Raw genomic sequence first — 26,995 nt, 5'->3', positions numbered from 1 at the left:
GCCCGCATGACCCGCCCGATGCTGGAGAGCCTCGTCTGCGTGCCCGTGCTGCTGCCGCTGCTGGCCGCCGGGGTGAAGCTGGCCATCGGCGGGCGGCTGCGGCGCCTGCAGTCGGTGATCAGCCTGGTCACGCTCGGTCTCTCGCTGGCCGTGTCGGTGGTGCTGATGGTCGCGGCCGACTCGGGCGGGCCGCTGGTGACCGAGCTGGGCGGCTGGCCGTCGCCGATCGGCATCTGCCTGGTGGCGGACCGGCTCTCGACGCTGGTGCTGGTCGTGTCGTCGGCGGTGACGTTCTGCGTGATGGTGTACTCCGTCGTCAGCGCGTACGACGAGCAGGAGCACGACGCGCCCATGGCGATCTTCCATCCGGCGTTCCTGGTGATGGTGGCCGGGGTGGCGGACGCGTTCCTGTCGGGGGACCTGTTCAACCTGTTCGTGGCGTTCGAGCTGCTGCTGAGCGGCTCGTACGTGCTGCTCACGTTCGGCGGCACGGAGGCCAGGATCAGGGCGGGAGCCACGTACACGCTGATGGCGCTGGCCTCGTCGATGTTGTTCCTGATCGCGCTGGCCATCACCTACGCCGCCACGGGCACGCTGTCGATGGCGCAGCTGGCCGAGCGCTTCGCCACGCTGCCGGACCAGGTGAAGCTGCTGGTGGAGCTGACGCTGCTGCTGGCGTTCGGCATCAAGGCGGCGATCTTCCCCATGTCGGCGTGGCTGCCCGACTCCTACCCCACCGCGCCCGCCCCGGCCACGGCGGTGTTCGCGGGGCTGCTCACCAAGGTCGGCGTGTACTCGATCATCCGGCTGGAGGCGCTGCTGTTCCCCGGGGGGCCGGTGTCCACGCTGCTGATGTGGGTGGCGCTGGCCACCATGCTGGCCGGGGTGCTGGGCGCGGTCGCGCAGACGGACCTGAAACGCATGCTCTCCTTCACGCTGGTCAGCCACATCGGGTACATGGTGTTCGGCGTGGCGCTGTCCACGGTGGCGGGGCTGGCGGGGGCGGTGTTCTACGTGGTGCACCACATCACCGTGCAGACGAGCCTGTTCCTGGTGACGGGGATGGTGGAGCGGCGTACCGGCACGACGTCGGTGACGCGGCTGGGCGGGCTGATGAAGGCGTCGCCGCTGATCGCCGTGCTGTTCTTCGTCCCGGCCATGAACCTGTCGGGGATCCCGCCGATGTCGGGCTTCCTGGGCAAGCTGATGCTGGTGCAGGCGGGGCTGGGGCGCGGCGGGTGGTTGCCGGTGACGCTGGTGGCGGCGGGGCTGGTGACGAGCCTGCTCACGTTGTACGCGGTGGCCAAGACCTGGGGGAAGGCGTTCTGGCGGGCGCCGCGGCCCGATCGGGTGGGGCAGGTCGTGGAGAGCGAGGAGCACACCGGTGAGGATCCGACCGTGACGACCACGACGCTGCCGGTGGCGCTGCCGCTGTCGGTGGCGGCGCTGGTCGCGCTGGGGCTGTCGTTCACGGTGCTGGCCGGGCCGCTGTCGGCGCTGGCGCAGCGGGCCGCCGCCGAGCTGATGGCGCGCGAGCCGTACATCACCGCCGTTCTGGGGAGGCAGCCGTGAGACGGCCGGGCGCGAGGAGACAACCGTGAGACAGCCGGGCGCGAGGAGGCGGCCGTGAACCGGGAGCTGCTGGCGCCGTGGGTGCTGGGGCGGCGGGTGCCGTTGCCGCTGGTGGCCTGGCTGGCGCTGGTGTGGGTGACGTTGTGGGGCGACCTGACGGTGGGCAACGTGCTCGGCGGGCTGCTGACCGGGCTCGTCGTGACGTGGCTGCTGCCGCTGCCCATCCTGGACCCGGGCATCAGGGTGCACCCGGTGGCGCTGGCCCGGCTGTTGCTGTGGATCGCCTGGAACATGGTGCTCTCGACGGCGCGGGTGGTGCTCTGGGTGGCGCTGCCCGGGCCGCCGCCGACGCGGATCGTGCGGGTGCGGCTGCGCACGTCGTCCGAGTCGATGACGGTGCTGCTGATGATCGCGCTGTCCACGGTGCCCGGCTCGCTGGTCGTGGAGGCGTACCGCCAGGAGCTGGTCGTGCACGTCCTGGGGCTGACCGGCGACGTGACCGGCACCGTGCGAGCGGACGTGGCGGAGCTGGAGTCGCGCATCGTGCGCGCGTTCGGCACCCGGCGGGACCGGGAGGAGCTGGGATGACGACGGTGTATCTGGTGACGGTCGCGCTGCTGTGGCTGGGGGCGGCGGCCTCGCTCTACCGGCTGGCGCGCGGGCCCTCGATGCTGGACCGGGCGGTCTCGCTGGATGTGTTCACGTCGTTGTCGATGTGCGGGGCCGGGGCGTTCGCCGTGGCCAGGGACGACTACTCGGACCTGCCGATCCTGCTGGTGCTGTCGCTGCTGGGGTTCGTCGGGTCGGTGTCGCTGGCCCGGTTCTTCTCGGGGAGATCGCGATGAACGTGGCGGTCGCCGCCTGCCTGCTGGTCGGCTCGGCGCTGGCCCTGTCGGCCGGGGTGGGGCTGATGCGCTTCCGCACCACCCTGGACCGCATGCACGCCGGTACCAAACCGCAGGTGCTCGGCGTGCTGCTGGTGCTGCTGGCGATGTGGCTGCACCGGCCCGCCTGGGCGTACGCGGGGCCGCTGCTGCTGGTCGGGATCTCGCAGGTGATCACCGTGTCGGTGGCCGCCTACATGGTGGCGCGGGCGGCCTACACGCGTCAGTCCTCCGACGACGACACCGAGTTCCCGTCGCCGGAGGACCGCTCCGACGACTGACCGTTACGGGTGAAGGCCGGCTGGCCGAACCAGGTCCACATGGCCAGCGCCGCCAGCGCGCCCGCGGTGATCCAGGCCAGCGTCGCCTGGAACAGGTAGTCGATGACGAACATCGTGGACGTGGTCATCGACACGGCCAGGGCCAGGGCGCCGAGGATGCCGTACAGGTTGGAGCGGCGTACCAGCGTCTCCTTGCGCCCCTGCCTGAACAGCACGCGGTGCTGCGCCGTCGGCGCGATGTAGCAGATGGAGGCGACGGCGGCGCTGACCAGCGCCGCGTAGTACAACCACCGGTCCGTCTGGTCCAGCCGGGAGAACCCGGAGGAGAAGGGCACCGTGAGCAGGAACGCGAACAGCACCTGCACCCCGGTGACCGCGACACGCGCGCCCTGCAGCAACTCGACGAAGTTGCGATCCGCACGCTCCTGCTCCGACTCGTTGCGCTGCTGCGCCATCTCGCTTTTCACGCCGCCTCCCGCCATTGGAACGAGAGAGTTCTTCTTCCATGCAAAGCGCGGCTAAAACCTGGCCATGAGGATCTTCGCCGGGGTGATGGGCAGCTCGCGGAAGCGGTGCCCCGTGGCGTGGTGGACGGCGTTGCCGATGGCCGCCGCCGTGCCCACGATGCCGATCTCGCCGATGCCCTTGCTGCCCATCGGGTTGAGCTCGCCGTCCTGCTCCTCCAGCCAGTACGCCTCCACGTGCTGGGCGTCGGCGCAGGCCGGGACGTGGTACTGCGCCAGGTCCCGGTGCAGGAAGCCGCCGAACTCCTCGTCGGTGACCGTCTCCTCCATCAGCGCCATGCCCATGCCCATCGTCATGCCGCCGAGGAACTGCGAGCGTGCCAGCGTGGCGTCCACGATGTGCCCGGCGGCGAACACGCCGAGCAGCCGCGACACACGGATCTCGCCGGTCACCGCGCTCACCCGGACCTCGGCGAACTGGGCGCCGAAGGCGTGCCTGGCCAGCTCGGCGTCCGCCTTGACCTCGTCGGTGGTGTCGGCGCGGCCCTCCTTGCCGTCCCGCCGCAGGTCCTCGCAGGCCCGTACGACGGCCGTGCCCCAGGAGGCGGTGCCCATGGAGCCGCCGGCCACCGGCGCCTGGGGCAGGTCGCTGTCGCCCAGCTCCACGTGCACCCGCTCCGGGTCCATGCCGAGCGTGCCGGCCGCGATCTTCCTGAGCACCGTGCGGGCGCCGGTGCCGATGTCGGCGGCGGCCACCTGGATCAGCACGTCGCCGTCGCGCATCGTGGCCACGGCCTTGCACGGCGACCTCCTGGCCGGGTACGTCGAGGACGCCACGCCGGTGCCGATCAGCCACTCCCCCTCGCGCCTGATGCCGGGACGCGGGTCGCGGTGCTCCCAGCCGAACCGGTGGGCGCCCTCGCGCAGGCAGCCCACCAGGTTGCGGGAGCTGAACGGCAGGCCGCTGTCCGGCTCGGTCTCCGGGTCGTTGCGGATGCGCAGCTCGACCGGGTCCAGGCCGGCCGCGCAGGCCAGCTCGTCCATCGCCGACTCCAGCGCGTACATGCCGGGGCACTCCCCCGGGGCGCGCATCCACGACGGGGTGGCCACGTCCAGCCGGACCAGCCGGTGCCCGGTGCGCAGCGCGGGCGTGCCGTACATGACCCGGGTCGGGACCGTGGTCTGCTCGGCGAACTCGACCAGCGTGGAGCTCTGCTCGTACGCCAGGTGCTCCACCGCCGTGAGCCGGCCCTCGGCGTCCGCCCCGAGCCGCAGCCGCTGGATCGTCGGCGTGCGGTAGCCGGTGACGTCGAACATCTGCTGCCGGGTCAGCGCGATCTTGACCGGGCGGCCCACCATGCGGGAGGCCAGCGCGGCCAGGATCGCCTGCGGCCTGGTCGTGCCCTTGGACCCGAACCCGCCGCCGACGTGCCTGGACACCACGCGCACCTGCTCCTCCGGCAGGCCCAGCGTCCCGGCGATGAGGGCGCGGCTGCCGCTGGTGCCCTGCGCGGTGTCGTAGACCAGCAGCCGGCCCTCGGTGTCCCAGCAGGCCAGCGCCGCGTGCGGCTCCATCGGGTTGTTGTGCAGGACGGGCGTCTCGTAGGTGACGTCCACGGTGGTCGCGGCGGCCGACAGCCCCGCCTCCACGTCGCCCTTCTCAGTGTCGGACGGGAAGTTCGGGTTGACCACCTCGGGCTGGTAGAGGCCGGGGTGGTCGCTGCTCAGCCGCACGTCGTGGTCGTCGGCGTCGTACTCCACGCGCACGTGAGCGGCGGCGTCGCGGGCGATCTCGTGGCTGTCGGCCACGACGGCGGCGACGATCTGGCCGCGGTAGGCCACCTCGCGGCTCTGGAACAACGCCAGCTCCGGATCGGCGTCCTCCGCCAGGCGGGGCGCGGCCTCGCAGGACAGCACGGCCAGCACGCCCGGCAGCTCCAGCGCGGGAGCGGCGTCCACCCGCCTGACCCGGCCCTTGGCGATCTGCGCCTGCACGGCGAAGGCGTAGGCGACGTTCTCGACCGGGTACTCGGCCGCGTACGTCGCCAGCCCGGTGACCTTGACGCGGCCTTCTGTGCGGTTCACGGTGCGAGCTCCTCCAGCGTGGCGACGATCAGGTTGCGGGCCAGCGGCACCTTGTAGGCGTTGCGCGGCAGCGGGCGGGCCTGCTCCAGCTCGGCCTCGGCGGCCTGGAGGAACGCCTCGCCGGTCGCCGGGCCGCCGATCAGGGCCTGCTCGGCGCGCTCGGCCCGCCAGGGCACGTGCGCGACCCCGCCGAGCGCGATGCGGCAGCCGGCCACGGTGCCGTCCCGGCCGACGTCGAGCACGGCGGCGATGGACACCAGGGCGAAGGCGAACGAGGCCCGCTCGCGTACCTTGCGGTAGAGCGAGGCGCCCGGCGGCGGTGGCGGCAGCTCGACGGCGGTGATCAGGTCGCCGGGGCTCAGCACGGTGTCGCGCTCGGGCTCCTCGCCGGGCAGGCGGTGCAGGCCAGGCATGGGCACGATGCGGTCGCCGCCGGGGCCGGTGACGTGCACCTGGGCGTCCAGCGCGGCCAGGGCCACCGCCATGTCGGAGGGGTGGGTGGCCACGCAGGCGTCGGAGGAGCCGAGGATGGCCAGGCCGGCGTGGTCGCCGGCGATGGCCGGGCAGCCGGAGCCGGGCCGGCGCTTGTTGCACGGCCTGGTGACGTCCTGGAAGTAGGTGCAGCGGGTGCGTTGCAGCAGGTTGCCGGCGACGGTGGCGACGTTGCGCACCTGGCCGGACGCGCCGGTCAGCACCGCGCGCGCGAGCATCGGGTAGCGGCTGCGGATCAGCGGGTCGGCGGCCAGGTCGGTGTTGCGCACGGTGGCGCCGACGCGGACGCGGTCACCGGCGGGCTCGATGGTGTCGAGCGGCAGGCGGCTGACGTCCACCAGGCGCTCCGGCTCGGCCACGCCCAGCCGCATGAGGTCCACCAGGTTGGTGCCGCCGCCCAGGTACATGGTGCCGGGCCCGAAGTCGCGCACGGCCTCGGCGGTGCTGGCGGCGCGGGCGTACTCGAAGGGCCTCACGGAGCCACCTCTTCGATCGCGCGGACGATGTTGACGTAGGCGCCGCAGCGGCACAGGTTGCCGCTCATCCGCTCGCTGATCTCCTCGGGTGTCAGGTCCGGATCGACGAGGAGGTCGTCGGTGACGGCGCTGGGGCCCGGCTCGCCGAGCATGCCGGCGGCCGAGCAGAGCTGCCCGGGGGTGCAGTAGCCGCACTGGAAGGCGTCGTGCTCCATGAACGCGCTCTGCAGCGGGTGCAGCTCCTCGCCCGTGGCCAGCCCTTCGACGGTGGTGATCTCGCGGCCGTCCACCGCGACCGCCAGCGCCAGGCAGGCGTTGGCCCGCCGCCCGTCGATGAGGACCGTGCAGGCACCGCACTGGCCGTGGTCGCAGCCCTTCTTGGCGCCGATGAGCCCGAGTCTCTCGCGAAGCAGGTCCAGCAGCGACATCCGCGGGTCCACGTCCACCGTGCGCGGCACGCCGTTCACCTGCAGGGTGATAGTCATTTCGCACGACTACCCGAGCTCTCGGAGAGACAACCCCTGAGCGCGGTAAAGGCCGCCCGTCCGTTTTGCCGGAATCCCGAGGGGTAGCCGGGCCGCATGGACGAGCGGGTGGAGGAGTCGGCGGCGATACTCACCGTCAACGCGGGGTCGTCGAGCCTGCGGCTGGACCTCGTACAGGGGGGCAGCGTGCTGGACAGCGCGCACGCCGAGCGCGCCGTCGACCCCGGCTCGGCCAGGCAGGAGCTGTCGGCGTTCCTCGGCGGCCACTTCGACCGCGACATCAGGGCGGTCGCGCACCGGCTGGTGCACGGCGGCGACGTCGTGCGCGTGCCCACGGTGGCGGACGAGGAGACGGCCGAGGCGCTGCGCGCCGTCACCGGCCTGGCGCCGCTGCACCTGCCTCCCGCGCTGGCGCTGCTGGAGGCGGCCCGCGAGCAGTTGCCCGCCGTGCCGCACGTGCTCTGCCCCGACACCGCCTTCCACGCGGGCCTGCCGGACGAGGCCGCCGTGTACGCGCTGCCGGCCGGCTGGCGCGAGCGCTACGGTCTGCGCCGCTACGGCTTCCACGGCCTGTCGTACGCGTGGGCCGCGGACCGGGCCTGCGAGCTGCTCGGCCGGCCGCTGCACGAGCTGGACCTGGTGCTGGCGCACCTGGGCGGCGGCTGTTCCGTGGCCGCGGTGTCGGGCGGGCGCAGCCTGGACACCTCGATGGGCTTCACCCCGCTGGACGGGCTGCCCATGAGCAAACGCTCGGGCAGCGTGGACCCGGGGATGCTGGTGTGGCTGCTCCGGCAGGGGCACCTGGCGCTGGAGGAGCTGGGTGAGGGGCTGGAGCGCCATTCGGGGCTGCTGGGGCTGTCGGGCGGGCGTTCCGGGGACACCCGGGAGCTGGTGGCGGCCGAGCGGGACGGCGACGAGGCGGCCGGGCTGGCGCTGCGCGTGTTCGCGCACCGCGTGAGCCGGGAGATCGCCGCCGCGGCCACCTCGCTGCGGCGGGTGGACGCGCTGGTGTTCACCGGGGAGATCGGCTGGGACCAGCCCGAGGTACGCGAGGCGGTCTGCCGCCGGCTCGGCCTGCTCGGGATCGAGCCGCCGGGCGCGGGCAACCGTCCCGACGACGGGCCGGTCAGCCCGGCCGGCGCCGCCGTTCCCGTGCTGGTGGTGCAGGTGCGCGAGGAGCTGCAGCTCGCTCGCGAGTGCCTGGCGATGCTGGCCGAGGAGGAGGCATGACCCACCTCATCCTGTCGGCGCTCGCCCTCGGCCTGTCTGCGCTCGACGGGGAGGGCCGATGACGAACGTCGAGGAGGTGCGCCGTCCGGCGTTGCCGCTCACCGGCCCGGACGACCTCGGCCCGCTGCTGGAGCGCGTCGGCGAGGCCAGGTTCGTGCTGATCGGCGAGGCCACCCACGGCACCCACGACTTCTACGCCTGGCGGGCCGAGCTGACCCGCCGGCTCATCGCCGAGAAGGGCTTCGGCTTCGTCGCCGTCGAGGGCGACTGGCCCGACTGCGCGCGGATCGACCACGCCGTCACCACCGGCGCCGACCCGTTCGACGCGGTGTACGCCTTCGCGCGCTGGCCCTCGTTCATGTGGGCCAACGAGGAGGTGCTCGCCTTCTGCCGCTGGCTGCGCGACTGGAACGCCGCCCGCCCGCCCGGCGCGCGCTGCGGCTTCCACGGTCTGGACGTCTACAGCCTGTGGGACTCCCTGCGCGCCATCCGCCGCTACGCCGCCGCCCACCTGCCGGAGCGGATGGAGAGCGTGATGCGGGCCCTGTACTGCTTCGAGTCCTACGGCCACGACCCGCAGCAGTACGGCCTGGCCACCCGGATGGTCCCCGACACCTGCGAGGACGAGGTGGTGCATCTGCTGGCCACGCTCGGCGACGACGAGTTCGGGGTGCGGCAGAACGCCGAGGTCGTGGCCGGCGCGGAGCGCTACTACCGGGCCATGGTGCGCGGCGGCCCCGACTCCTGGAACATCAGGGACGCGCACATGGCCGACACCCTGGACCGCCTGGCCGAGCACCACCAGGCCAAGGGCGTCGTGTGGGCGCACAACACCCACGTCGGCGACGCCCGCGCCACCGACATGACCGCCGCCGGGATGACGAACCTGGGGCAGCTCGCCCGCGAGCGGCACCGCGAGGACGTGGTGCTGGTGGGGTTCGGCACGCACCGCGGCACGGTGGTGGCCGGTGACCGGTGGGGCGCGCAGCACCAGGTCATGCCGGTGCCGCCCGCGCGCCCGGCGTCGCTGGAGGCGTTCCTGCACGAGGCGCTGCCCGGCCGGGACGCGCTGTTCCTGGTGCCGCCGCCCGGTCTGCGGGCCGGCTGGTACGACGAGCCGATGGGGCACCGGGCGATCGGCGTGGTGTACCACCCGGAGCGGGAGCGCTGGAGCAACTACGTGCCCACGGTCGTGGGCCGCCGCTACGACGCCTTCCTGTGGCTGGACGAGACCAGGGCCGTGCGCCCGCTGCACGGCGAGCCGCAGGGCGACGCGGAGCCGGAGACGTACCCGACGGCCATGTGAGACGGCCGGCTGATGGGAAGACGGGCGTGTGCGGGGTTTGTCGGTCGCGGATGGTTTGATCTCCCGTGTGGAGGCCTCCGTCGAGCAGCTCGTCTACGTCCGTGACGACGAGTACACCGTCGCGCGCATGAGCGCGGACGGCGTGCCCGACTTCGTGGCCACCGGCCGGGCCCTGGCGGGCGTCCAGCCGGGCGAGACGCTGCGGCTGCTCGGCGACTGGAGCCGCCACCCGCGCTACGGCCGCCGCTACGCGGTCACCGGCTGCGAGCGGGTGACGCCGTCGTCGGTCCGGGCCATCCGCATCTACCTGGGCTCGGGCCTGATCAGGGGGATCGGCCCGCGGCTGGCGTACGCGATCGTCGACCACTTCGGCGAGGCCACGCTCAAGGTCATCGACGGCGAGCCCGAGCGGCTCACCGAGGTCGTCAACATCGGCCCGCAGCGGCAGGGCCAGATCGTGCAGGCGTGGCAGGAGCAGAAGGCCATCGCCGCACTCATGGTGACGCTGCAGGGGCTCGGGGTCAGCCCGCTGCTGGCCGCCAAGATCTACCAGGTGTTCGGCAAGGACGCCGACGAGGTGCTCGCCACCGACCCCTACCGGCTGATCGGGCGGGTCAGGGGCATCGCGTTCCGCATCGCCGACCGGATCGCCCTGCAGTCGGGGGTGCCCGAGCGCAGCCCGCAGCGGATCAAGGCGGCGCTGCTCGACCGGCTGGAGGCGGCGGGCAGCCGCGACGGCCACTGCTTCCTGCCGGTGTCCACGCTGGTCAGGGAGGCGGCGGAGATGATCGAGCTGGATCAGGAGACGATCCGGCCGATGATCGACGCGCTGGCGGCCGACCGGCGGCTCGTCGTGGAGGCCTCGCCGGACCAGCCGGGGCAGGTGGTCGCGTTCGCCAAGCACGTGCACAGCCGCGAGGTGGCGCTCGCCACCCAGCTCGCGGCGCTGCTGCGGGCCCGCTCCACGCTGCCGCTGCGCGCCTACCGCGAGGACCCCGACCTGCACGAGGACCAGCGCGCCGCCGTCACCATGGCGCTGACCAGCACCGTCTCGATCATCACCGGCGGCCCCGGGTGCGGCAAGAGCCACACGGTCAGGGCCATCGCGACCACCGTGCGGGCCGCGGGCGGCTCGGTGACGCTCACCGCCCCGACCGGCAAGGCCGCCAAGCGGCTGTCGGAGCTGACCGGGCTGCCCGCGATGACCGTGCACCGCATGCTCGCCCAGCAGCCCGACCCCGACCCCGAGACGCTGTTCGACGAGCGGCCGTCGCAGGCCGACCTGATCGTGGTGGACGAGGCGTCCATGCTCGACCTGCACCTGGCGACCCGGCTCAGCTCGGCGGTGCGGCCCGGCAGCCACCTGCTGCTCATCGGCGACGGCGACCAGCTGCCCAGCATCGGGCCCGGCGACGTGCTGGCCGACCTGCTGCGGGTGACGTCGATCCCGCGCGTCCAGCTCACCCACGTCTTCCGGCAGGCGGGCGGCAGCGGCATCATCGACGCCGCGCACCGCATCCGCGCGGGCCGGCTGCCCGCCGTGCCGGGCGGTGGCGGGTTCTGGTTCGAGGAGCTCGACGATCCCGAGCAGGTGGCGCGGCGGGTGGCCCACCTGGCGATGGTGGCGATCCCCCGCAAGCAGGACGTCGAGCCCGACCAGGTGCAGGTGCTGTGCCCGATGCGCAAGGGCGAGACGGGCGCCACGGCGCTCGGCCGGCTGATCCAGGACCAGCTCAACCCGGCCGCCGACGACAAGCCGGAGCACTGGTCGGGGGCCACGGTGTTCCGGGTGGGCGACCGGGTGATGCCGATCCGCAACAACTACGACAAGGGCGTCTTCAACGGGGAGACGGGCACGGTGACGGCCGTGGTGCGGGAGGAGCGGACGATCGAGATCCGCACCGACGACGGCGAGAGCGTCCGCTACGGCTTCGACGAGCTCGACGACCTGACGCACGCGTACGCGATCAGCGTGCACCGCTCGCAGGGCAGCGAGTACCCGTTCGTGGTGGCGCCGATCGTGGCCGAGTCCGGGGGCGTCATGCTGCGGCGCAAGCTGCTCTACACGCTGGTCACCCGGGCCAAGGCGTGGGTGGTGCTGGTGGGGCAGCGGGAGGCGCTGGAGCTGGCGGTGCACCGGCTGGGGCACCGCAGGCACACGGGCCTGGCCCGCCGGCTGTCCCTGAGCCTCGACGACTAGTGCGGCCTGGTGAGGGCGGCGGCGAGGATCTCGGCCAGGTGACGGCCCTCGCGCCCGGTGCGCGCGGCGGCGATCTGGGTGCGGCAGGAGAACCCGTCGGCGAGGATGGCCTCCATCGGGCCCGCCGACCGCACCGCCGGCCACAGCCCCTGCTCGGCGCAGGCCACCGACACGTCGTAGTGCTCCCGCTCGAACCCGAAGTTCCCGGCCTGCCCGCAACACCCGGAGTCGAGCACCCGCGTCCGGAACCCGAACCGGGCCAGCACCGCCCGGTCGGCGTCGTACCCCATGACGGCGCTCTGGTGGCAGTGCACCTGCGCCAGCACCGACCCGCCCGCCGAGGACGGCCGCCAGTCGGGCGCCCGATGCTCCAGCAGCTCCGACAGCGTCAGCGTGCGCTCGGACACCAGCCGCGTCTGCGCCGTGTTGAGCAGCTCGGGCCCGTCGGAGCGGAACACGGCGGTGCAGCTCGGCTCCAGCCCCACCACCGGCACCCCGGCCTCGGCCCACGGCAGCAGCGCCCGCACGCTGCGCGCCAGCACCCGGCGGGCGATGCCGAGCTGCCCGGTGCTGATCCAGGTCAGCCCGCAGCACAGCGTCACCGGCGGCACGTGCACCTCGAACCCGGCGGCCTCCAGCACCTCCACCGCGGCCCGCCCGACGCGCGGGTCGAAGTTGTTGGAGAAGGTGTCCGCCCACAGCACGACCCGCCCCCGCGTGCCGGGCCCGACCACGCCGCGCCCCTTGAACCAGTCGGTGAACCGCTCCCCCGCGAACCGCGGCAGCGCCCGCCGCCCCGAGACCCCGGCGAGGAGTTTGACCAGCCGTGACAGTCCCGGTGTCCGGGTGACGGCGTTGACCACGTGCGGGGCTCCGGAGGCGAGCGCCGCCCACAGCGGCAGCCATCCCATCGAGTAGTGCGCGACCGGGCGCAGCCGGTGCCGGTAGTGGTGGGCGAGGAACTCGGCCTTGTACGTCGCCATGTCCACGTTCACCGGGCACTCGGCGCGGCAGCCCTTGCAGGCCAGGCAGAGGTCGAGCGCGTCGCGGACGGCCTCGGACCGCCAGCCGTCGGTGATCAGCTCGCCGCGGACCATCTCCTCCAGCAGCCGGGCCCGCCCGCGCGTGGAGTGCTCCTCCTCGCGGGTGACCCGGTAGCTGGGGCACATGACGCCGCCCTCGAACGGGTGCTTGCGGCACTTGCCGGTGCCGACGCAGCGGGTGGCGGCGTGCCCGAACCGCCCGTGGTCGTCGGGGTAACCGAAGAACGTCTCCTTGGGCTCCAGGGGGTAGAAGTGCCGCTGGGCGAGGTCCTGGTCGAGGCGGTGCGGGTAGACGACCTTGCCGGGGTTCATCCGGTCGCGGGGGTCGAAGATCGCCTTGACCCGGCCGAACACCTCCACCACGGCCGCGCCGAACATCCGCGGCAGCAGCTCGGCCAGCGCCTGCCCGTCGCCGTGCTCGCCCGACAGGGACCCGCCGTAGGAGGCGACCAGGTCGGCGCCCTCCTCGGCGAAGCGGCGGTACCTGGCGATCCCGTCGTCGGTGTGCAGGTCGAGCGGGAGCCGGCCGTGCACGCAGCCCTGGCCGAAATGGCCGTACAGGGCGGAGTGGGCGTAACCGTGGCGGTGCCGCAGGCGGTCGTAGTCGCGCAGGTAGGCGCCGAGCCGCTCGGGCGGGACGGCCGCGTCCGACCAGCCCTCGTAGGTCTGCCTCCCGGTCGGCGGGTACGCCTCCACGCCCAGCCCGGACTCGCGCAGCCGCCACAGCTCGTCCTCCCTGGCGGGGTCGCCCAGGAAGGCGTGCGACGGCGGCGGCCTGCCGTCGCCGCGGCACAGGTCGCGCATCATGTCCTCGGCCCGCTGGCGGGCCTCGTCGGCGGTGTCGCCGCCGAACTGCACCAGCAGCCACCCGGCCCCCGGCGGCAGGTCGCGCAGCGCGGGGTCGTGCGGGCGCTCGGCGCGGGCCAGCCGGTACATGGTCTCGTCCATGGCCTCCAGCGCCAGCGGCCGGTGCGCGGCCACGGACGGGACGGCGTCGGCGGCGGTGAAGATGTCCTGGAAGCCGAGCACGGCCAGCGCCCTGGCGGCCGGGCGCGGCACCACGGCCAGCTCGGCGCGCAGCACGGTCACCAGCGTGCCCTCGCTGCCGACCAGGGCGCGGGCCAGGTTGAAGCCGTTCTCGGGCAGGAGCTGGTCGAGGTTGTAGCCGGACACGCGCCGTTCCAGGCGCGGGAAGCGGGTGCGGACCAGCTCCATGGTGTCGTCGCGCAGGTCGCGCAGCTGCCGGTAGATCTGGGCCAGGCGCCCGCCGTCGGCCTGGATGCGGGCGTACTCGTCGGCGCCCGTCGGCCCGACCCACGCGCGTACGCCGTCGTAGGTGAGGATCTCCAGCCGCAGCACGGAGTCGGCCATCTTCCCGTACGCCTGCGCGGAGGCCCCGCACGAGTCGTTGCCGATCATGCCGCCGATGGTGCAGGCCCGGTGGCTGGACGGCTTGGGCCCGACCATCAGCCCCTCGGGCTCCAGCACGTGGTTGACGTGGTCGAGCACCGCGCCGGCCTGCACGACGATCCGGCGGGCCGGCACGTCCACCAGCTCCACCCCGCCGCAGTGCTTGGACCAGTCGATCACCACGGCCGCGTTGCAGCACTGCCCCGCCAGGCTGGTGCCGCCGCCGCGCGAGAGCACCGGCACGTCCCTGGCGCGGCACACCGACACCGCCGCCACCCCGGCGTCGAGGTGGCGCGGCACCACCACGCCGATCGGGACCTGCCGGTAGTTGGAGGCGTCGGTGGAGTAGGCGGCGCGGCTGCCCGTGTCGAAGCGCACCTCCCCGTCCACGGCCTCCTCCAGCCGCCGGCGCAACGTCTCGACGTCGATCTCGCGGGGCGGGGGCGTGTGGGTGACGGGCGTGCCGACCTGGGTGTCCATGCCGGGCCCTTACCCGAGCCGCCTCACCGGAGCCCCAACGCAAGGCCAAGGGTGTCCTGAATGCCCGCTATGGCGGAGTCGCGGCGCGACGGCACAAGCGGCACCATGACCAGTGATGGACGAACGTCGCATGATTCGCGTTTCCAAGTACCTGGCCAGGCACCTCCGGCACGACCCGCAGCGCATCGGCCTCACGCTCGACGCGGGCGGCTGGGTGGAGGTCGAGGAGCTGCTGCGGGCCGCCGCCGCGCACGGCTTCCCGATCACGCCCGACGAGCTGCGGGAGGTGGTCGCCGCCAACGACAAGCGCCGGTATGCGATCGAGGCCGGCCGGATCAGGGCCAGCCAGGGGCACTCGGTGCCGGTGGAGCTGGGGCTGCCCGCCGTACAGCCGCCCGAGGTGCTCTACCACGGCACGGTCGGGCGGTCCCTGGCGGCGATCAGGCGGGAGGGGCTGCGGCCGATGAACCGGCACCACGTGCACCTGTCGCCCGACCGGGAGACGGCCACGCGGGTGGGGGCGCGGCGCGGCGTGCCCGTCGTGCTGGTGGTGGCGGCGGGGGTGATGCACGCCGACGGGCACGCGTTCCTGCGCAGCGCGAACGGGGTGTGGCTGGTCGACAGCGTGCCGCCGGGCTACCTGCGCTTCCCCTCCTGAAGGGCCGTCCTGGCGGCCATCAGGGCGAAGCCGAGCAGGTTGAGGCCCTGCCAGCGCTGCGGCGAGGCGGCGCGGTCGTCGTCGGCGGCCAGGCCGATGCCCCACACCCGGTCCACGGGACTGGCCTCGACCAGGACCCGCGAGCCGGTGCCGAGCAGGTACGCCGCCAGCTCGGCGTGCTGGCCGAACTTGGCCACGTTGCCGCGGACGACGAGGTCGAAGCGGTGCCGCTCCCACGTCGCCTGGTCGAAACCCCGCACGGCCCGGCCCAGCTCCTTGGCCTGCCTGGGGTGCCGGACGGCGAGGATCCTGGCGGCGGCCTCCTCGTCGCCGAACAGCCACGCCTTGTGCGCCATCATGTAGTGCTCGGCCGAGGCGAACGTGTGCCCGTCGTCGGTGAAGGCGACCGGCCACCACTGGCTCAGGCAGCCCTTGCCGGGGCCTCCGTCAGCGGCAGGCTGGTGTCCCCAGAAGTACAGATATTTGAGGCGCCGGCCGCGCCGTTCGGCGGCGACCAGCTCCTCGACCGTCAGCGGGAGGTCATCGGGCATGGCGTTCAGTATGCCCGGCCGCCCTCTCCAGGCGCGCGGCGATTTCCCGCAGGTGCGCCGCCAGCTCCGGCGGGCCGAGCACCTCGAAGTCGAAGCCCTTGACCGCGACGTGCACCGCCAGCTCGTCCAGCGAGTTCGAGCCCGCCAGGAACAGGCAGGTCCGCTCGTCCACCGCCTCCAGCCGCCCCGCCCCCGGCGAGGTCCGCGGCGCCACCGACTCCAGCGGCGCGTGGAACAGGACGCGGGCCTGGTAGCGGTAGGGGGCGGAGGTGATCGAGTGTGACACGTACGCCGCGGCGTCCAGCTCCGGCAGCGGCCGGGGCGTGAAGCGCGCGCCCGGCAGGCCGAGCGGCCCCACCACGCGGTCCACCCGGAACGTGCGCCAGTCGTCCTTGCCCACGTCCCACGCCAGCAGGTACCACCGGCGCGGCGTGTGCACCAGCCGGTGCGGCTCCACCTCCCGCTCCGACATCCCGTCGCGCCCCTGGTAGCGCAGCCGCAGCCGGCGGTGGTCGCGGCAGGCGGCGGCGACGGCGGTCAGCAGGTCGGCGTGCACGGCGGGCGCGGCGGCGCCCGCGAGCGCCACCGTGGCGGCCTGGAACGCGCCGACCCGGTACCGCAGCCGCGAGGGCAGCAGCTGCTGCAGCTTGGCCAGCGCCCGCAGCGCGTCCTCCCCCAGCCCGGCGACGCTGCCGGTGGCCGCGGTGCGCAGGCTGATCGCCACGGCCACCGCCTCCTCGTCGTCCAGCAGCAGCGGTGGCAGCGCGGCCCCCACGCCGAGCCGGTAGCCGCCGGCCACGCCGGGGGTGGCGTCCACGGGATAGCCCAGCTCGCGCAGCCGGTCGATGTCGCGCCGGACCGTGCGCAGGCCCACCTGCAGCCGCTCGGCCAGCTCGGCGCCCGTCCAGTCCATCCGTGACTGGAGCAGCGACAGCAGGCGGAGCAGCCGGGCCGAGGTTTCCAACATGGTGCCATTCTGGCCCGCGATCGGTGCCAGAACCTGTCACCAATCACTTCTACTGTCGCAGACATGACGAACAGCACGCAGATCCGGCCGTACCGCATCGACATCCCGCAGGAGCAGCTCGACGACCTGCGCGACCGGCTGCGGCGTACGCGGTGGGCCCCCGACCTGCCCGGCACCGGCTGGGAGCGCGGGGTGCCCACGAGCTACCTGCGGCCGCTGGCCGAGCACTGGGCCGACGGCTTCGACTGGCGGGCCCAGGAGGCGGCGCTGAACGCGTACCCGCAGTTCATCACCACGATCGACGGCGCGGCCGTGCACTTCCTGCACGTCCGCTCCGACGCGCCCGGCGCCGTCCCGCTGCTGCTCCTGCACGGCTGGCCCGGCGGGGTGATCGAGTTCCTCGACCTGATCGGCCCGCTCACCGCCCCCGGCCCGGACGGCGGCCCCGCCTTCCACCTGGTCATCCCGTCACTGCCCGGCTACGGCTTCTCCGGGCCGCTGCCCGGCACCGGCTGGACCGACGGCCGCACGGCCGCCGCGATGGCGGAGCTGATGGCCAGGCTCGGCTACGAGCGGTACGGCGTCCAGGGCGGCGACGTCTCCGCCTTCATCGCCCCGCTGATCGGCCGGGCCGCGCCGGACCGCGTGATCGGCGTGCACGTCAACGCGCTGCTCACGTTCCCGCACCCGGAGGTGATGGGCTCGCTCACCGAGGCCGAGCGCGCCCGGCTGGCCGGGATGGAGGAGTGGCAGGACAAGCTGGGCGCCTACATGCGGCTGCACGGCACCCGCCCGCAGACCATCGCCGCCGCGCTGCACGACTCCCCCGCCGCGCAGCTCGCGTGGATCGTGGAGCGCTTCAAGGACTGGACGGACCCGGCCGCCGAGCTGCCCGAGGACGCCGTGGACCGGGACCGGATCCTGGCCGACGTGAGCGTCTACTGGTTCACGGGGACGGCCGGCTCGTCGGCGCACACGTACTTCGAGCGGTTCAACGACCCCGCCATGTGGCGGCCGGTGGAGCGCGGGACCGTGCCGACGGCGGTGGCGGTCTTCCCGACGGACTTCTCCGTGCGGCCGCTGGCCGAGCGCGTGCACCACGTGGTGCGCTGGTCCGAGTTCGATCGCGGTGGCCACTTCGCGGCGCTGGAGACGCCGGACGTGCTGGTCACGGACCTGCGCGAGTTCTTCGGCTCGCTGCGGTAAAGAACCGGCACGGTACCGCTGGAGTGCGGTGCGGCGGGTAGCGCGGCTCCCATGACCAAGAAGAGGAAGCAGGAGCTGTCCCCGGGGGACGAGGTCTCCTGGAAGAGCCACGGCTCCACTGCCGAGGGCAAGGTCGAGAAGAAGATCACCAAGCGGCAGAAGGAGGCGGGACGCACGGTCGCCGCCTCCCCGGAGGACCCGCAGTACGTGGTGCGCAGCAAGAAGAGCGGCGGCAAGGCCGTGCACAAGCCGTCGGCGCTGCGCAAGGGCGGGAAATGAGCTCCGACTCCGACCGTGAGGCGATCGCGGAGGAGTTCGGCCAGGCCGTGAACATGACGGCGAAGGAGCTCGAACACTGGCTCACCACCGACGAGTCCAAAGCGGTCGGCCAGAAGGACGGCGGCGGCGAGTCGGTGGGCCACGAGTCCGGCAGGAAGATCGTCGAGCTGCTGCGGAGCAAACGGTCCGACTGGTCGGACGGCGACTACGCGCACATGCACAAGGTCGTCGGCTACGTCCACCGCCACCTCGCCCAGCGGCCCTCGGGGGACGTGACGGACACCCGGTGGCGGTACTCGCTGATGAACTGGGGTCACGACCCGCTCAAATAGGCGCGACCACGTGCCCTTTTCCCGTAGTTTCCGCGTCAAGAAGACGTAGGTGCTCCGGCGCGCGCAGTGCCTGTTACGGTAGTGCGCGGTGCGCCGGGAAGTCTGGTCGGCAAGAGACTGCCGGTCGGATGTTCGGGGGAGGCGTTCGCGAATGCGTGGCCGATGTGGTGGCTGTCGCCACCGCCGCGGGGCCGGGGTGCGGTGATGGGGGTGCTGACGCCGCTCACGTCGCGGTTCCGGCACCCCGCCCAGGTCGTGGTGGCCGCCTTCGGCCTGACCGTCGTGGCCGGCACGACCCTGCTCGCGCTGCCGATCTCCACCACCGAAGGCGTGTCCGCGGGCTGGGTGACAGCGCTGTTCACCGCGACGTCCGCCGTCTGCGTGACGGGCATGGCCATCGTCGACACCGAATCGCACTGGTCGGTGTTCGGCGAGCTGGTGATCGCCGGGCTGGTCCAGGTGGGCGGCCTGGGGATCATGACGATGGCCACCGTGTTCACGCTGCTCGTCTCCGGCCGGTTAGGCCTGCGGGCCAGGATCGCGGTGCAGGCCGAGACCAAGACGCTGAGCATGAGCGACGTGCGCCACGTGCTGCGCAAGGTGGTCCTGTTCAGCCTGGCGTGCGAGGCCGTCGCCGCCGTCGTGCTCACCACCCGCTTTCTGACCGGGTACGACGAGCCGTTCGGCCGCGCCCTCTACCTGGGCGTCTTCCACGCGATCAGCGCCTTCAACGACGCCGGGTTCGCGCTGTGGCCCGACAGCCTCATGCGGTTCGTCTCCGACGGGTGGATCTGCCTGACCGTGGCCGTCGCCAGCATCGTCAGCGGGCTCGGCTTCCCCGTGGTGTTCGAGCTGGCCCGCTCCTGGCGGCACCCCGGCAGGTGGACCGTCCTGACGAAGATCACGGTGTGGGTGACCGCGGTCCTGCTGGTGCTCGGCACCCTGGCCTTCCTGACGATCGAGTGGCGCAACCCCCGGACCCTCGGGCCGCTCGACGAGGGCGGCAAGGTGCTGGCCGCCTTCTTCGCCGCCGTCATGCCGCGCTCGGCCGGGTTCAACACCCTCGACATCTCCCAGATGTACCCGTCGAGCTGGCTGACCACCGACCTGCTGATGTTCATCGGCGGCGGCAGCGCGAGCACCGCCGGCGGCATCAAGGTGACCACGGTGGGGCTGCTGGCCTTCGTCGTGTGGGCCGAGCTGCGCGGCGAGAGCCGGGTGAACGTCGGCAACCGCAGCCTCCCGGACACCGCGCAGCGGCAGGCGGTCACGATCACCGCGCTGGGGGTGGCGATCGTGGGGCTGGCCACGTACACGCTGCTCGCCCTGACGCCGTACAGTCTCGACCAGGTGCTGTTCGAGGTGGTCGCCGCGTTCGGCACGGCGGGCCTGTCCACCGGCATCACCGCGAACGTCGGCGTGGCCGGGCACCTGCTGCTGGTCATGCTCATGTTCATCGGCCGGATCGGTCCCCTGACCCTGGGCTCCGCCCTGGCGCTCAACAGGCGTGCCCGGCACTACGAGCTACCCGAGGAGCGTGTCATCGTTGGTTGAGTACAAGGGCGACCCGGTGGTCGTCATCGGCCTGGGCCGGTTCGGCACCTCGCTGGCGCTGGAGCTCACCAGGCGCGGCACCGAGGTGCTGGCCATCGACCACCGCCCAAAGATCACGCAGAGCCTCGCGGGCCGGATCACCCAGATCGCCACCGCCGACTCCACCGACATGGTGGCCCTGCGCCAGCTCGGCGTGCCCGACTTCTACCAGGCCGTGGTGGCCGTCGGCAGCGACATCGAGGCCAGCATCCTGACCACGTCGCTGCTGGTCGAGCTGGAGATCAACGACATCTGGGCCAAGGCCGTCAGCACCCAGCACGGCCGCATCCTCAGCCGCATCGGCGCCCACCACGTCGTCTTCCCCGAGCACGACATGGGCGAGCGCGTGGCCCACCTGGTCTCCGGCCGCATGCTCGACTACATGCAGGTGGACGAGGGCTTCGCCATCGCCAAGACCAGCCCGCCGAAGGAGTACGTGGGCGTGCCCCTCGGCAGGTCGAACCTGCGCCGCAAGTACGGGGTGACGATCGTCGCGGTCAAGCCGCCCGGCGAGGAGTTCACGTACGCGACGGCGGAGACGGAGCTGACCTACGGCGACATCGTCCTGGTCTCCGGCCGGACCGAACAGGTCGAGCGTTTCGCCGAGCTTCCGTGAACCGGCGGTTAGGCTGGGGACCGGAGGCCATCGATGCGCGCACGTGATCTGGCCGTCGACTTTCCGACGGTCACCCTCGACACCCCGGCGCTGGAGGCGGCCAGGCTGCTGGCCGACCGCGACCTGCCCGGGCTCATCCTGGTGGACGAGAGCGGGCGGCCGCTGAGCATCCTGCCCGGCACGCAGGTGCTGCGGCTGGCGGTGCCGGCGTACTGCCAGGACGACCCGGCGCTGGCCCGGGTCGTGGACGAGGCGCACGCCGACCGGTTCCTGCACCGGCTGGTCGGCAAGAGCGTGCGCGAGTGCCTGCCGGAGCAGCCGCGCGAGCTGCCGGTGACCGACTCCAAGGCGACGGTGCTGGAGCTGGCGGCGCTGATGGCGCGCACGCGCAGCCCGCTGGTCGCGGTGATGGACCGCGACGAGCTGATCGGGGCCGTCACCCTGCAGTCGCTGCTGGACCACGCCCTGCGGCTCTGAGCGCCGGTCCGCTCACCGCAGCCCGCTCGACGTCCCCGCTCCAGCCGTCATCCCGCTGTCCACGGCGTAGGCGCGGCACTGGCGGGCCGGCACCTCGCCCAGCGGGCCCGAGGCGGCCAGGCGGGGCAGGTGCGCGGCCCGCAGGTGCGACCCAGCGGCGCCGGGCAGGGGGGCCGGGGTGAGCCTGGCCCGCTCCGCCGAGCCGGCCGGGACGGGCCTCGTGCATCTGGCAGCGGGCCTGCCACGGCTTTCCCGCCGGCCGGCCGGAACCAGCGCCCACACCGGTCCCTCTTGTCGCCAGATCCGCCATCACACCAGCAAAAACCGGGATATCGCCGACGACTCCGGCCGACTATTCTTCATTGATGGTCAAGTTCCGCCGGCGGAAGCGGTGACTCCGCAGATGCCGCCATTGACGCTGGCGCACCAGCACCTGCCGGGGGTGACCGTGATCGCGGTGACCGGCGAGATGGACGCCACCAACCGGGCCGACCTCGAGGCCTACCTCCAGGAGGCCAGGGGCGCCCCTGAGAAGCCGCTGGTGTTCGACCTGTCCGGGGTGCCGTTCATGGACAGCTCGGGCCTGCACGTCCTGCTGAAGTGCGCCACCGACTGCCTCAAGGCCGGCGGCGTGGTGCATCTGGCGGGCGTGCAGCCCCTGCCCGCCCGGCTGTTCGAGATCACCGGCGTGGTGGCGCACATCCCGATCCACGACCGGGTCGAGGAGGCGGTGTCCGCGGCGCTCGGCTCGCCGGAACGCTCCATCTAGCTGCGCGGCTGTGCGCGGCGTCAGCGTGCGGACTTCTCGATGGCCGCCGGGGTGACGGGGGTGAAGAAGTTGACGAGGTTGCCGTCGGGGTCGCGGAACAGCAGCGACCGGTTACCCCAAGGCATCGTGGTGGGCCCGGTGACGAAGCCGGTGACGAAGCCGGTCAGGTTCTGGTGAACGCGGTCCACGTCGTCGACGAGGAACTCGGTGATCACGCTGTGGTTGTCCGCCGGGCGGGCGGAGCCCGGGGCGAACAGCGGGACGGTGCCGGTGCCGGCGATCGCGAGGGTGGCGCCGGCGGTCTTCAGCTCGGCGAAGTCCTCGGTGGCCCACACCGCCCGCCCTCCTGTGGCGCGCTCGTAGAACTCGACGAGGCGCGCCACGTCGCCGGTGATGATGCGGATCGAGACGAAGTCCATGGGGATCTCCTTGGCTGTGATGGAGGGGTGCACGCCGCAGGCTAGGAGAAATACTGGACAGAATCGGTCCTGTATCCGCGTTAGGCTGCGAACATGCCTCGACCCACCGGCCGCGTGCTGACCCTCCTGGAGCTGCTGCAGTCGGGCGGCACCCGGACGGTGGCCGAGCTCGCCGACCGGCTCGGCGTCGAAGGGCGCACCGTGCGGCGGTATGTGGACCAGCTGATCGACCTGGACGTGCCCGTGGAGTCGGTGCGCGGCCGCTACGGCGGGTACCGGCTCGCCCCCGGGTACCGCCTGCCTCCGCTCATGCTCAGCGACGACGAGGCGCTGGCCGTGCTCCTCGGCCTGGTCGCCGGCCGCCGAGCGGGATTGACGACGGCGCAGCGCACGGCGAGCGAGACGGCGTCGGCGAAGATCCGGCGGGTGCTCCCCAAGCACCTCGCCCGCCGGCTGGACGCGCTTCTGGAAGCTCTCGCCTTCACGGATCAGCCCGGTGAGCCTGCCACCCCGGACGCCGGGGTCCTGCTCGCCGTCGCCGATGCGGTGCGCCACCGCCGGCCGGTCTCGATCCGCTACACCGACCGCGACGGACGGCGCAGCGAACGCGCGCTGCACGCGTACGGGATCGTCGCCCATGCGGGCCGGTGGTACGTCACGGGCAGGGACCCCGGCATCGGCGAGGACCGAACCTTCCGGCTCGATCGCATCGCGGACGCGAGGACCCTGCCCGGCTCGTTCGAGGCACCCGAGGGTTTCGATCCGGCGCAGCGCGTCTTGTCAGGGTTCGCCACGGCCGAGTACCGGCACGAGGTGACCCTGCGGATCCACGGGACGGTCGAGCAGATCCGTGCCCGCCTTCCCGCCAGCGTCGCGAGCCTGGAGGAGCACGCGCCCACGGCAGGCGAGGACCGGGCGGCCGAGCGCTGGCTGCGCGTCGAGCTGCGGGCGGAGCGGCTCGACTGGTTGCCTCCGGTGCTCGCCTCACTGGGCTGCCCGTTCGTCATCGAGCGTCCTGATGAGCTGCGCGACCTCGTCGTCGCGCTCGCCGATCGCCTGGCGTGCCAGGCCCGCCGAGCCTGACAGCGAGGGACCGAGGTCACGGTCGCGGCGTGTCGGGCGTCAGGGCGCTCGATGCGTGATGCGGTGCAGGAGTGTTCGCACGCGGCACGGCGAGCGCCGTCCGCAGCCGGTCCACCGCGTATATACCCCCGGTGTATAGTCACCGCTCATGAGTGTCCCTCTTGCGCTGCTCGGCCTGCTGGAGCGGGAGCCGAGTCACGGCTACGACCTGAAGCGCGACTACGACTCCCTCTTCGGCCGGGGCAAGCCGCTGCCGTTCGGCCAGGTCTACTCCACGCTCTCCCGCCTCGCCAGGGACGGCAAGGTCACGGCCGGGCAGAGCGAGCCGGGCGACGGCCCCGACCGCAAGCGGTACGCCATCACCCCGCTCGGCACGCAGGAGGTGGAGACGTGGCTGTCGGAGCCGGTGGCGGCGGAGCCGTACCTGCAGACGGTGTTGTTCACCAAGGTCGTGCTGGCGCTGATGCTGGGGCGGGACGCGGCGGGCTACCTCGACCTGCAGCGGGCCACGCACCTGCGGCGGATGCGGGAGTTCACGCAGATCAAGCGGACCGGGTCGCTGACCGACGCGCTGCTGGCCGACCACGGGATGTTCCACCTGGAGGCGGACCTGCGCTGGATCGACGTCACGCAGGCGCGGCTGGGCGCGCTGGCGGAACTGGTGCGTGAGGCGTGATCATCGAGGCGCGCGGGCTCAGCCGCTCCTACGGGCGCACCCCCGCGCTGCGCGAGGCCGACCTCGCGGTGGGGGCCGGGGAGATCGTCGCGGTCATGGGGCCCAGCGGGTCGGGCAAGTCGACGCTGCTGCACTGCCTGGCCGGGATCTTCAAGCCCGACAGCGGCGAGGTGTGGTTCCGCGGGCGGCGGCTGGACACGATGAGCGACGCCCGGCGCACCGAGCTGCGGCGCACCGCCTTCGGGTTCGTCTTCCAGTTCGGGCAGCTGGTGCCGGAGCTGACCGTGGCCGACAACGTCGCCCTGCCGATGCTGCTCGGGCGTATCCGGCGCAAGGAGGCCTACGGGCGGGCGGGCGCGTGGCTGGAGCGGCTGGGGCTGGCGGAGCTGGGCGGGCGGCGTACGGATGAGCTGTCGGGCGGTCAGGCGCAGCGGGTGGCGATCGCGCGGGCGCTGGTGACGGGGCCGCGGGTGTTGTTCGCGGACGAGCCGACCGGGGCGCTCGACTCGCTCACCGGGGAGCACGTCATGGAGCTGCTGGTCGGGCTGGCTCGTGAGGAGGGCACGACGGTGATCGTGGTGACCCACGACGCCCGGGTGGCGGCCTTCGCCGACCGGGAGGTCATCGTCCGCGACGGCCTAGTGACCGATCCGTTCGCGCGCGAGGTCGTACGATGATCGGCTTGGGGCTGCGGCTGTCGCTGCGCGGCGGGAGGGAGGCGGTGGCCAGGCTGGCGCTGATCGTGGCGGGGGTGGCGGCCGGCGTCATGGTGCTGCTGGGGACGCTCTCCCTCTTCAACGCCTTCCAGACCACCGCCGCACGGCCCTGCTGGGAGTGCACCACCGGAACCACGCCCGGCGACGCGCCCCGCGACGCGAGTGCCGCTGGAGCGCTGTGGAGCTACCGGGAGGACTACTACGCCGGGCGGACGATCAAGCGGCTGGACGCCGCCGCGCTCGGCGCGCACGCACCGGTCGTGCCCGGGCTGGCGCGCATGCCGGGCCCCGGCCGGTACTACGTCTCCCCCGCGCTGGCCCGGCTGCTGGACTCGGTGCCGCGTGAACGGCTGGGCGACCGCTTCCCCGGCACCCGCGCCGGGATCATCGGCGAGGCTGCTCTGTCGGGCCCTGACGAGCTGGCCGTCGTGGTGGGGCGGACACCGCAGGAGGTCGCCGCCATGACCGGCTCGCGGCGGGTGGACACGGTGGCGACCGCCCCCGCCTCGGCCCTGCTCGACGACGACACCGACCTCTACCGGTTCGGCTTCGCCGTGGCCGCCGTCGGCCTGTTCGTCCCGCTGCTCGTGCTGGTGAACGCGGCCACCCGGCTGGCCGCCGCCCGCCGCGAGGCGCGCTTCGCCGCGTTCCGGCTGGCCGGCGCGACGTCCCGGCAGGTGAACGTGCTCGCCGCGGTGGAGTCCGGGCTCGGCGCGCTGGTGGGCGCGCTGCTCGGCACCGCGCTGTTCCAGCTCGTACGGCCGGCGGTGGCCATGGTCCGCGTCACCGGCGAGCGGTTCTTCCCCGGCCTGGTCACCCCGGCCGCCTGGCAGTACGTGGCCGTGCTCGCCGGCGTCCCGGTCCTGGCGGCCTGCACGACGCTGTGGTCGTTGCGCCGCGTACGGATCTCCCCGCTGGGCACGGCCAGGAAGGCCGCCGGCCGGCCGCCCCGGGCGTGGCGGGTGGTGCCGCTGGTGGCGGGGCTGGTGCTGTTCGCCGGGCCGGTTTTCCAGGACGGGCGCGAGCCGGACGCGCTGCTCGCCGGCGCGGCCCTGGCGCTGGTCATGGCGGGGCTGGTCCTGGCGGGCCCGTGGCTGACGATGCTGGCCGCCCGGCTCGCCGCCCGCCTGACCGGTGGCGCGGCGACGCTGCTGGCCGCACAGCGGATGGCGGCCGATCCCAGGACGGCCTTCCGCTCGGTCAGCGGGCTGGTGCTGGCGGTGTTCATGGGCACGGCGATCGCGGGGATCGTCCCGGCCGTCGTCTCCGGGCAGCAGGCGGTGGCCGGTGGGGCGCTCAACGGGGTGCTGCGCGCGCCGCTCGCCCAGCACCCCGGCGCCGGCGGGCTGACGCCGCAGGCCGGAGCGGAGCTGCTCGCCCGGCTGCGCGCCCATCCCGGCGTCGCCGTGCTGCCGATCTACGCCCTGTCCGACGGCATGGAAGCGCCAGCGCCCGGTGACGGGCCGCCGCCGCCCAGCGTCGCCGCCGACTGCGCGGCCCTCGAGCGCTTCCCCGTGCTCGGCCGCTGCCCCGCGGGCGCGCAGGCCGTGGCGGGCTACTTCGACCGCCTGGTCGAGGTCGACAACCCCCTCACCGTCGACAAGCTGCTCCCCTTCGCCACCCCCACCGCCCAGGCCGTCACCATGGACGGCCGCAGCCTGGCGGCAGTCCTGGTCGCCATGGACGACCCGGCCGCGCTGGAGGAGCTGCGCACGCTGCTGGCCCGCTACGGCGCCGACGAACCGCTGACCTTCGCCGAGGTCGCGCAGGTGAGGGCGACGATCTTCACGCAGGCCGAGCACATCGCGCTGGCCATGGTCGCGCTGACCCTGATCGCCGGGGGCTGCAGCCTGGTGGTGGCGGTCGGCGGCGGGCTGGTGGAGCGCAGGCAGCCGTTCACCCTGCTGAGGCTGGCGGGCACACCGCCCCGCACCCTGGCCGCGGTGGTGCTGCTGGAGTCGGCCCTGCCCCTCCTGCTGGCCGCCACCGTGGCCGCGGGCGCGGGTTTCGCGGTGGCGGGGCCGTTCGTCGACCGGCTCGGCATGAAGGGCGCCCGCCTGGCCATGCCGGAGCCCGTCTACTTCGTGACCGTCGGTGGCGGGCTGGCCGCGTCCCTGCTGGTCATCCTCGCGACGGTGCCGCTGCTGCGGCATCTGACCGCGCCCGACCACGCGCGGTTCGCGTAGGAGGAGGGACGGGCGGCGCGCCACCACCGCCAGCGGCCCGGCACGTCCGAGGCGGGCTC

The 26,995-nt window shown here is 73.3% G+C and carries 28 protein-coding genes; 19 read left to right on the top strand and 9 right to left on the bottom strand.

All coding sequences use genetic code 11. The annotated features are described in order from the left end of the window. The first annotated feature begins 6 nt into the window (after positions 1-6). Genes LCN96_RS21310 through LCN96_RS21295 form a run of 4 tightly spaced genes read left to right on the top strand, consistent with a single transcriptional unit; the run spans position 7 to position 2,737 of the window. Complete coding sequence (locus LCN96_RS21310) at positions 7-1,572, top strand: Na+/H+ antiporter subunit D (RefSeq protein ID WP_225274621.1); 1,566 nt, start codon at positions 7-9, stop codon at positions 1,570-1,572. A 54-nt stretch (positions 1,573-1,626) separates the two neighbouring features. Next, positions 1,627-2,160: a Na+/H+ antiporter subunit E gene (locus tag LCN96_RS21305; RefSeq protein ID WP_225274620.1), complete on the top strand. Its 534-nt coding sequence runs from the start codon at positions 1,627-1,629 to the stop codon at positions 2,158-2,160. Next, positions 2,157-2,417, top strand: a complete 261-nt coding sequence (locus LCN96_RS21300; protein ID WP_225274619.1) for a monovalent cation/H+ antiporter complex subunit F — start codon at positions 2,157-2,159, stop codon at positions 2,415-2,417. The genes LCN96_RS21305 and LCN96_RS21300 overlap by 4 nt, the downstream gene beginning before the upstream one ends. Then, positions 2,414-2,737 (top strand): cation:proton antiporter, encoded by a 324-nt coding sequence (locus tag LCN96_RS21295; protein ID WP_225274618.1) that lies wholly within the window; start codon positions 2,414-2,416, stop codon positions 2,735-2,737. The genes LCN96_RS21300 and LCN96_RS21295 overlap by 4 nt, the downstream gene beginning before the upstream one ends. Here the strand turns inward: LCN96_RS21295 and LCN96_RS21290 are convergent. Genes LCN96_RS21290 through LCN96_RS21275 form a run of 4 tightly spaced genes read right to left on the bottom strand, consistent with a single transcriptional unit; the run spans position 2,680 to position 6,739 of the window. Then, positions 2,680-3,204, bottom strand: a complete 525-nt coding sequence (locus LCN96_RS21290) for a DUF6328 family protein (RefSeq protein WP_225274617.1) — start codon at positions 3,202-3,204, stop codon at positions 2,680-2,682. The genes LCN96_RS21295 and LCN96_RS21290 overlap by 58 nt on opposite strands. Before the next feature lie 51 nt (positions 3,205-3,255). Beyond that, positions 3,256-5,286, bottom strand: a complete 2,031-nt coding sequence (locus tag LCN96_RS21285) for a xanthine dehydrogenase family protein molybdopterin-binding subunit (RefSeq protein WP_225274616.1) — start codon at positions 5,284-5,286, stop codon at positions 3,256-3,258. Beyond that, on the bottom strand, positions 5,283-6,254 hold the full coding sequence (locus LCN96_RS21280; RefSeq protein WP_225274615.1) for an FAD binding domain-containing protein: 972 nt from the start codon (positions 6,252-6,254) through the stop codon (positions 5,283-5,285). The genes LCN96_RS21285 and LCN96_RS21280 overlap by 4 nt, the downstream gene beginning before the upstream one ends. Beyond that, on the bottom strand, positions 6,251-6,739 hold the full coding sequence (locus tag LCN96_RS21275) for a (2Fe-2S)-binding protein (RefSeq protein WP_225274614.1): 489 nt from the start codon (positions 6,737-6,739) through the stop codon (positions 6,251-6,253). The genes LCN96_RS21280 and LCN96_RS21275 overlap by 4 nt, the downstream gene beginning before the upstream one ends. 96 nt (positions 6,740-6,835) lie before the next feature. Here LCN96_RS21275 and LCN96_RS21270 point away from each other — a divergent pair, with 96 nt between their 5' ends. The 3 genes from LCN96_RS21270 (at position 6,836) to recD2 (ending at position 11,475) form a co-directional block, all read left to right on the top strand. After that, on the top strand, positions 6,836-7,969 hold the full coding sequence (locus LCN96_RS21270; RefSeq protein WP_225274613.1) for an acetate/propionate family kinase: 1,134 nt from the start codon (positions 6,836-6,838) through the stop codon (positions 7,967-7,969). A gap of 58 nt (positions 7,970-8,027) precedes the next feature. Beyond that, on the top strand, positions 8,028-9,275 hold the full coding sequence (locus tag LCN96_RS21265; protein WP_225274612.1) for an erythromycin esterase family protein: 1,248 nt from the start codon (positions 8,028-8,030) through the stop codon (positions 9,273-9,275). Positions 9,276-9,342: 67 nt separating this feature from the next. Further along, positions 9,343-11,475: an SF1B family DNA helicase RecD2 gene (recD2, locus tag LCN96_RS21260; RefSeq protein ID WP_225274611.1), complete on the top strand. Its 2,133-nt coding sequence runs from the start codon at positions 9,343-9,345 to the stop codon at positions 11,473-11,475. Here the strand turns inward: recD2 and LCN96_RS21255 are convergent. Beyond that, a complete protein-coding gene (locus tag LCN96_RS21255) occupies positions 11,472-14,408 on the bottom strand; it encodes an FAD-binding and (Fe-S)-binding domain-containing protein (RefSeq protein WP_225274610.1) in 2,937 nt (978 codons plus the stop codon). The two genes, recD2 and LCN96_RS21255, sit on opposite strands and share 4 nt — an antisense overlap. Positions 14,409-14,538: 130 nt before the next feature. On the opposite strand from LCN96_RS21255, the gene LCN96_RS21250 reads away from it, so the two are divergent. Then, entirely contained in the window at positions 14,539-15,066 is a 528-nt protein-coding gene (locus LCN96_RS21250; RefSeq protein ID WP_449867104.1) for an RNA 2'-phosphotransferase, read from the top strand. Here the strand turns inward: LCN96_RS21250 and LCN96_RS21245 are convergent. Then, positions 15,045-15,617 (bottom strand): NADAR family protein, encoded by a 573-nt coding sequence (locus LCN96_RS21245; protein ID WP_225274608.1) that lies wholly within the window; start codon positions 15,615-15,617, stop codon positions 15,045-15,047. The two genes, LCN96_RS21250 and LCN96_RS21245, sit on opposite strands and share 22 nt — an antisense overlap. Further along, a complete protein-coding gene (locus LCN96_RS21240) occupies positions 15,607-16,584 on the bottom strand; it encodes a helix-turn-helix transcriptional regulator (protein ID WP_225274607.1) in 978 nt (325 codons plus the stop codon). Before LCN96_RS21240 ends, LCN96_RS21245 begins: the two co-directional genes overlap by 11 nt. Before the next feature lie 63 nt (positions 16,585-16,647). Here LCN96_RS21240 and LCN96_RS21235 point away from each other — a divergent pair, with 63 nt between their 5' ends. From LCN96_RS21235 to LCN96_RS21210, 6 genes are all read left to right on the top strand, one after another. Beyond that, a complete protein-coding gene (locus tag LCN96_RS21235) occupies positions 16,648-17,790 on the top strand; it encodes an epoxide hydrolase family protein (protein WP_225274606.1) in 1,143 nt (380 codons plus the stop codon). Between the two features lie 51 nt (positions 17,791-17,841). Beyond that, on the top strand, positions 17,842-18,069 hold the full coding sequence (locus LCN96_RS21230; RefSeq protein ID WP_225274605.1) for a hypervirulence associated TUDOR domain-containing protein: 228 nt from the start codon (positions 17,842-17,844) through the stop codon (positions 18,067-18,069). Then, positions 18,066-18,401: a DUF3140 domain-containing protein gene (locus LCN96_RS21225; protein WP_225274604.1), complete on the top strand. Its 336-nt coding sequence runs from the start codon at positions 18,066-18,068 to the stop codon at positions 18,399-18,401. The genes LCN96_RS21230 and LCN96_RS21225 overlap by 4 nt, the downstream gene beginning before the upstream one ends. Positions 18,402-18,605: 204 nt before the next feature. Continuing rightward, positions 18,606-19,955: a TrkH family potassium uptake protein gene (locus LCN96_RS21220; RefSeq protein WP_225274603.1), complete on the top strand. Its 1,350-nt coding sequence runs from the start codon at positions 18,606-18,608 to the stop codon at positions 19,953-19,955. Further along, positions 19,939-20,610: a potassium channel family protein gene (locus tag LCN96_RS21215; protein ID WP_397351923.1), complete on the top strand. Its 672-nt coding sequence runs from the start codon at positions 19,939-19,941 to the stop codon at positions 20,608-20,610. Before LCN96_RS21220 ends, LCN96_RS21215 begins: the two co-directional genes overlap by 17 nt. Positions 20,611-20,643: 33 nt before the next feature. After that, entirely contained in the window at positions 20,644-21,087 is a 444-nt protein-coding gene (locus LCN96_RS21210; RefSeq protein ID WP_225274602.1) for a CBS domain-containing protein, read from the top strand. A 12-nt stretch (positions 21,088-21,099) separates the two neighbouring features. Here the strand turns inward: LCN96_RS21210 and LCN96_RS21205 are convergent, their stop codons facing one another. After that, positions 21,100-21,369: a hypothetical protein gene (locus LCN96_RS21205; RefSeq protein WP_225274601.1), complete on the bottom strand. Its 270-nt coding sequence runs from the start codon at positions 21,367-21,369 to the stop codon at positions 21,100-21,102. 121 nt (positions 21,370-21,490) lie between these two features. On the opposite strand from LCN96_RS21205, the gene LCN96_RS21200 reads away from it, so the two are divergent. Further along, a complete protein-coding gene (locus tag LCN96_RS21200) occupies positions 21,491-21,856 on the top strand; it encodes an STAS domain-containing protein (protein WP_225274600.1) in 366 nt (121 codons plus the stop codon). Positions 21,857-21,876: 20 nt separating this feature from the next. Here LCN96_RS21200 and LCN96_RS21195 read toward each other — a convergent pair whose 3' ends face one another. Then, positions 21,877-22,275 carry a VOC family protein gene (locus tag LCN96_RS21195; protein WP_225274599.1) on the bottom strand — a complete coding sequence of 133 codons (399 nt, stop codon included), beginning with the start codon at positions 22,273-22,275 and terminating at the stop codon, positions 21,877-21,879. 93 nt (positions 22,276-22,368) lie between these two features. Here LCN96_RS21195 and LCN96_RS21190 point away from each other — a divergent pair, with 93 nt between their 5' ends. The 4 genes from LCN96_RS21190 (at position 22,369) to LCN96_RS21175 (ending at position 26,936) form a co-directional block, all read left to right on the top strand. Beyond that, a complete protein-coding gene (locus tag LCN96_RS21190) occupies positions 22,369-23,358 on the top strand; it encodes a helix-turn-helix transcriptional regulator (protein WP_225274598.1) in 990 nt (329 codons plus the stop codon). Positions 23,359-23,506: 148 nt separating this feature from the next. Further along, positions 23,507-24,034 carry a PadR family transcriptional regulator gene (locus tag LCN96_RS21185; RefSeq protein WP_225274597.1) on the top strand — a complete coding sequence of 176 codons (528 nt, stop codon included), beginning with the start codon at positions 23,507-23,509 and terminating at the stop codon, positions 24,032-24,034. Next, positions 24,031-24,711 (top strand): ABC transporter ATP-binding protein, encoded by a 681-nt coding sequence (locus LCN96_RS21180; RefSeq protein WP_225274596.1) that lies wholly within the window; start codon positions 24,031-24,033, stop codon positions 24,709-24,711. Before LCN96_RS21185 ends, LCN96_RS21180 begins: the two co-directional genes overlap by 4 nt. Further along, positions 24,708-26,936, top strand: a complete 2,229-nt coding sequence (locus LCN96_RS21175; protein ID WP_225274595.1) for an FtsX-like permease family protein — start codon at positions 24,708-24,710, stop codon at positions 26,934-26,936. Before LCN96_RS21180 ends, LCN96_RS21175 begins: the two co-directional genes overlap by 4 nt. Positions 26,937-26,995: the final 59 nt, after the last annotated feature.

Source organism: Nonomuraea gerenzanensis (genome assembly GCF_020215645.1).
Taxonomy (GTDB): domain Bacteria; phylum Actinomycetota; class Actinomycetes; order Streptosporangiales; family Streptosporangiaceae; genus Nonomuraea; species Nonomuraea gerenzanensis.
Note: the sequence above shows the minus strand (reverse complement) of the source record. Positions and strands in the feature narration are given on the sequence as shown.

Excerpts from the sequence above, each read along its gene's own strand:
- LCN96_RS21190 (WP_225274598.1), top strand. The coding sequence starts at position 22,369 with ATGCCTCGACCCACCGGCCGCGTGCTGACCCTCCTGGAGCTGCTGCAG.
- LCN96_RS21300 (WP_225274619.1), top strand. The coding sequence starts at position 2,157 with ATGACGACGGTGTATCTGGTGACGGTCGCGCTGCTGTGGCTGGGGGCG.
- LCN96_RS21175 (WP_225274595.1), top strand. The coding sequence starts at position 24,708 with ATGATCGGCTTGGGGCTGCGGCTGTCGCTGCGCGGCGGGAGGGAGGCG.
- LCN96_RS21255 (WP_225274610.1), bottom strand. The coding sequence starts at position 14,408 with ATGGACACCCAGGTCGGCACGCCCGTCACCCACACGCCCCCGCCCCGC.
- LCN96_RS21210 (WP_225274602.1), top strand. The coding sequence starts at position 20,644 with ATGCGCGCACGTGATCTGGCCGTCGACTTTCCGACGGTCACCCTCGAC.
- LCN96_RS21270 (WP_225274613.1), top strand. The coding sequence starts at position 6,836 with ATGGACGAGCGGGTGGAGGAGTCGGCGGCGATACTCACCGTCAACGCG.
- LCN96_RS21275 (WP_225274614.1), bottom strand. The coding sequence starts at position 6,739 with ATGACTATCACCCTGCAGGTGAACGGCGTGCCGCGCACGGTGGACGTG.
- LCN96_RS21220 (WP_225274603.1), top strand. The coding sequence starts at position 18,606 with ATGGGGGTGCTGACGCCGCTCACGTCGCGGTTCCGGCACCCCGCCCAG.
- LCN96_RS21185 (WP_225274597.1), top strand. The coding sequence starts at position 23,507 with ATGAGTGTCCCTCTTGCGCTGCTCGGCCTGCTGGAGCGGGAGCCGAGT.
- LCN96_RS21200 (WP_225274600.1), top strand. The coding sequence starts at position 21,491 with ATGCCGCCATTGACGCTGGCGCACCAGCACCTGCCGGGGGTGACCGTG.
- LCN96_RS21265 (WP_225274612.1), top strand. The coding sequence starts at position 8,028 with ATGACGAACGTCGAGGAGGTGCGCCGTCCGGCGTTGCCGCTCACCGGC.
- LCN96_RS21235 (WP_225274606.1), top strand. The coding sequence starts at position 16,648 with ATGACGAACAGCACGCAGATCCGGCCGTACCGCATCGACATCCCGCAG.
- LCN96_RS21295 (WP_225274618.1), top strand. The coding sequence starts at position 2,414 with ATGAACGTGGCGGTCGCCGCCTGCCTGCTGGTCGGCTCGGCGCTGGCC.
- LCN96_RS21250 (WP_449867104.1), top strand. The coding sequence starts at position 14,539 with ATGATTCGCGTTTCCAAGTACCTGGCCAGGCACCTCCGGCACGACCCG.
- LCN96_RS21230 (WP_225274605.1), top strand. The coding sequence starts at position 17,842 with ATGACCAAGAAGAGGAAGCAGGAGCTGTCCCCGGGGGACGAGGTCTCC.
- LCN96_RS21225 (WP_225274604.1), top strand. The coding sequence starts at position 18,066 with ATGAGCTCCGACTCCGACCGTGAGGCGATCGCGGAGGAGTTCGGCCAG.
- LCN96_RS21240 (WP_225274607.1), bottom strand. The coding sequence starts at position 16,584 with ATGTTGGAAACCTCGGCCCGGCTGCTCCGCCTGCTGTCGCTGCTCCAG.
- LCN96_RS21195 (WP_225274599.1), bottom strand. The coding sequence starts at position 22,275 with ATGGACTTCGTCTCGATCCGCATCATCACCGGCGACGTGGCGCGCCTC.
- LCN96_RS21245 (WP_225274608.1), bottom strand. The coding sequence starts at position 15,617 with ATGCCCGATGACCTCCCGCTGACGGTCGAGGAGCTGGTCGCCGCCGAA.
- LCN96_RS21310 (WP_225274621.1), top strand. The coding sequence starts at position 7 with ATGACCCGCCCGATGCTGGAGAGCCTCGTCTGCGTGCCCGTGCTGCTG.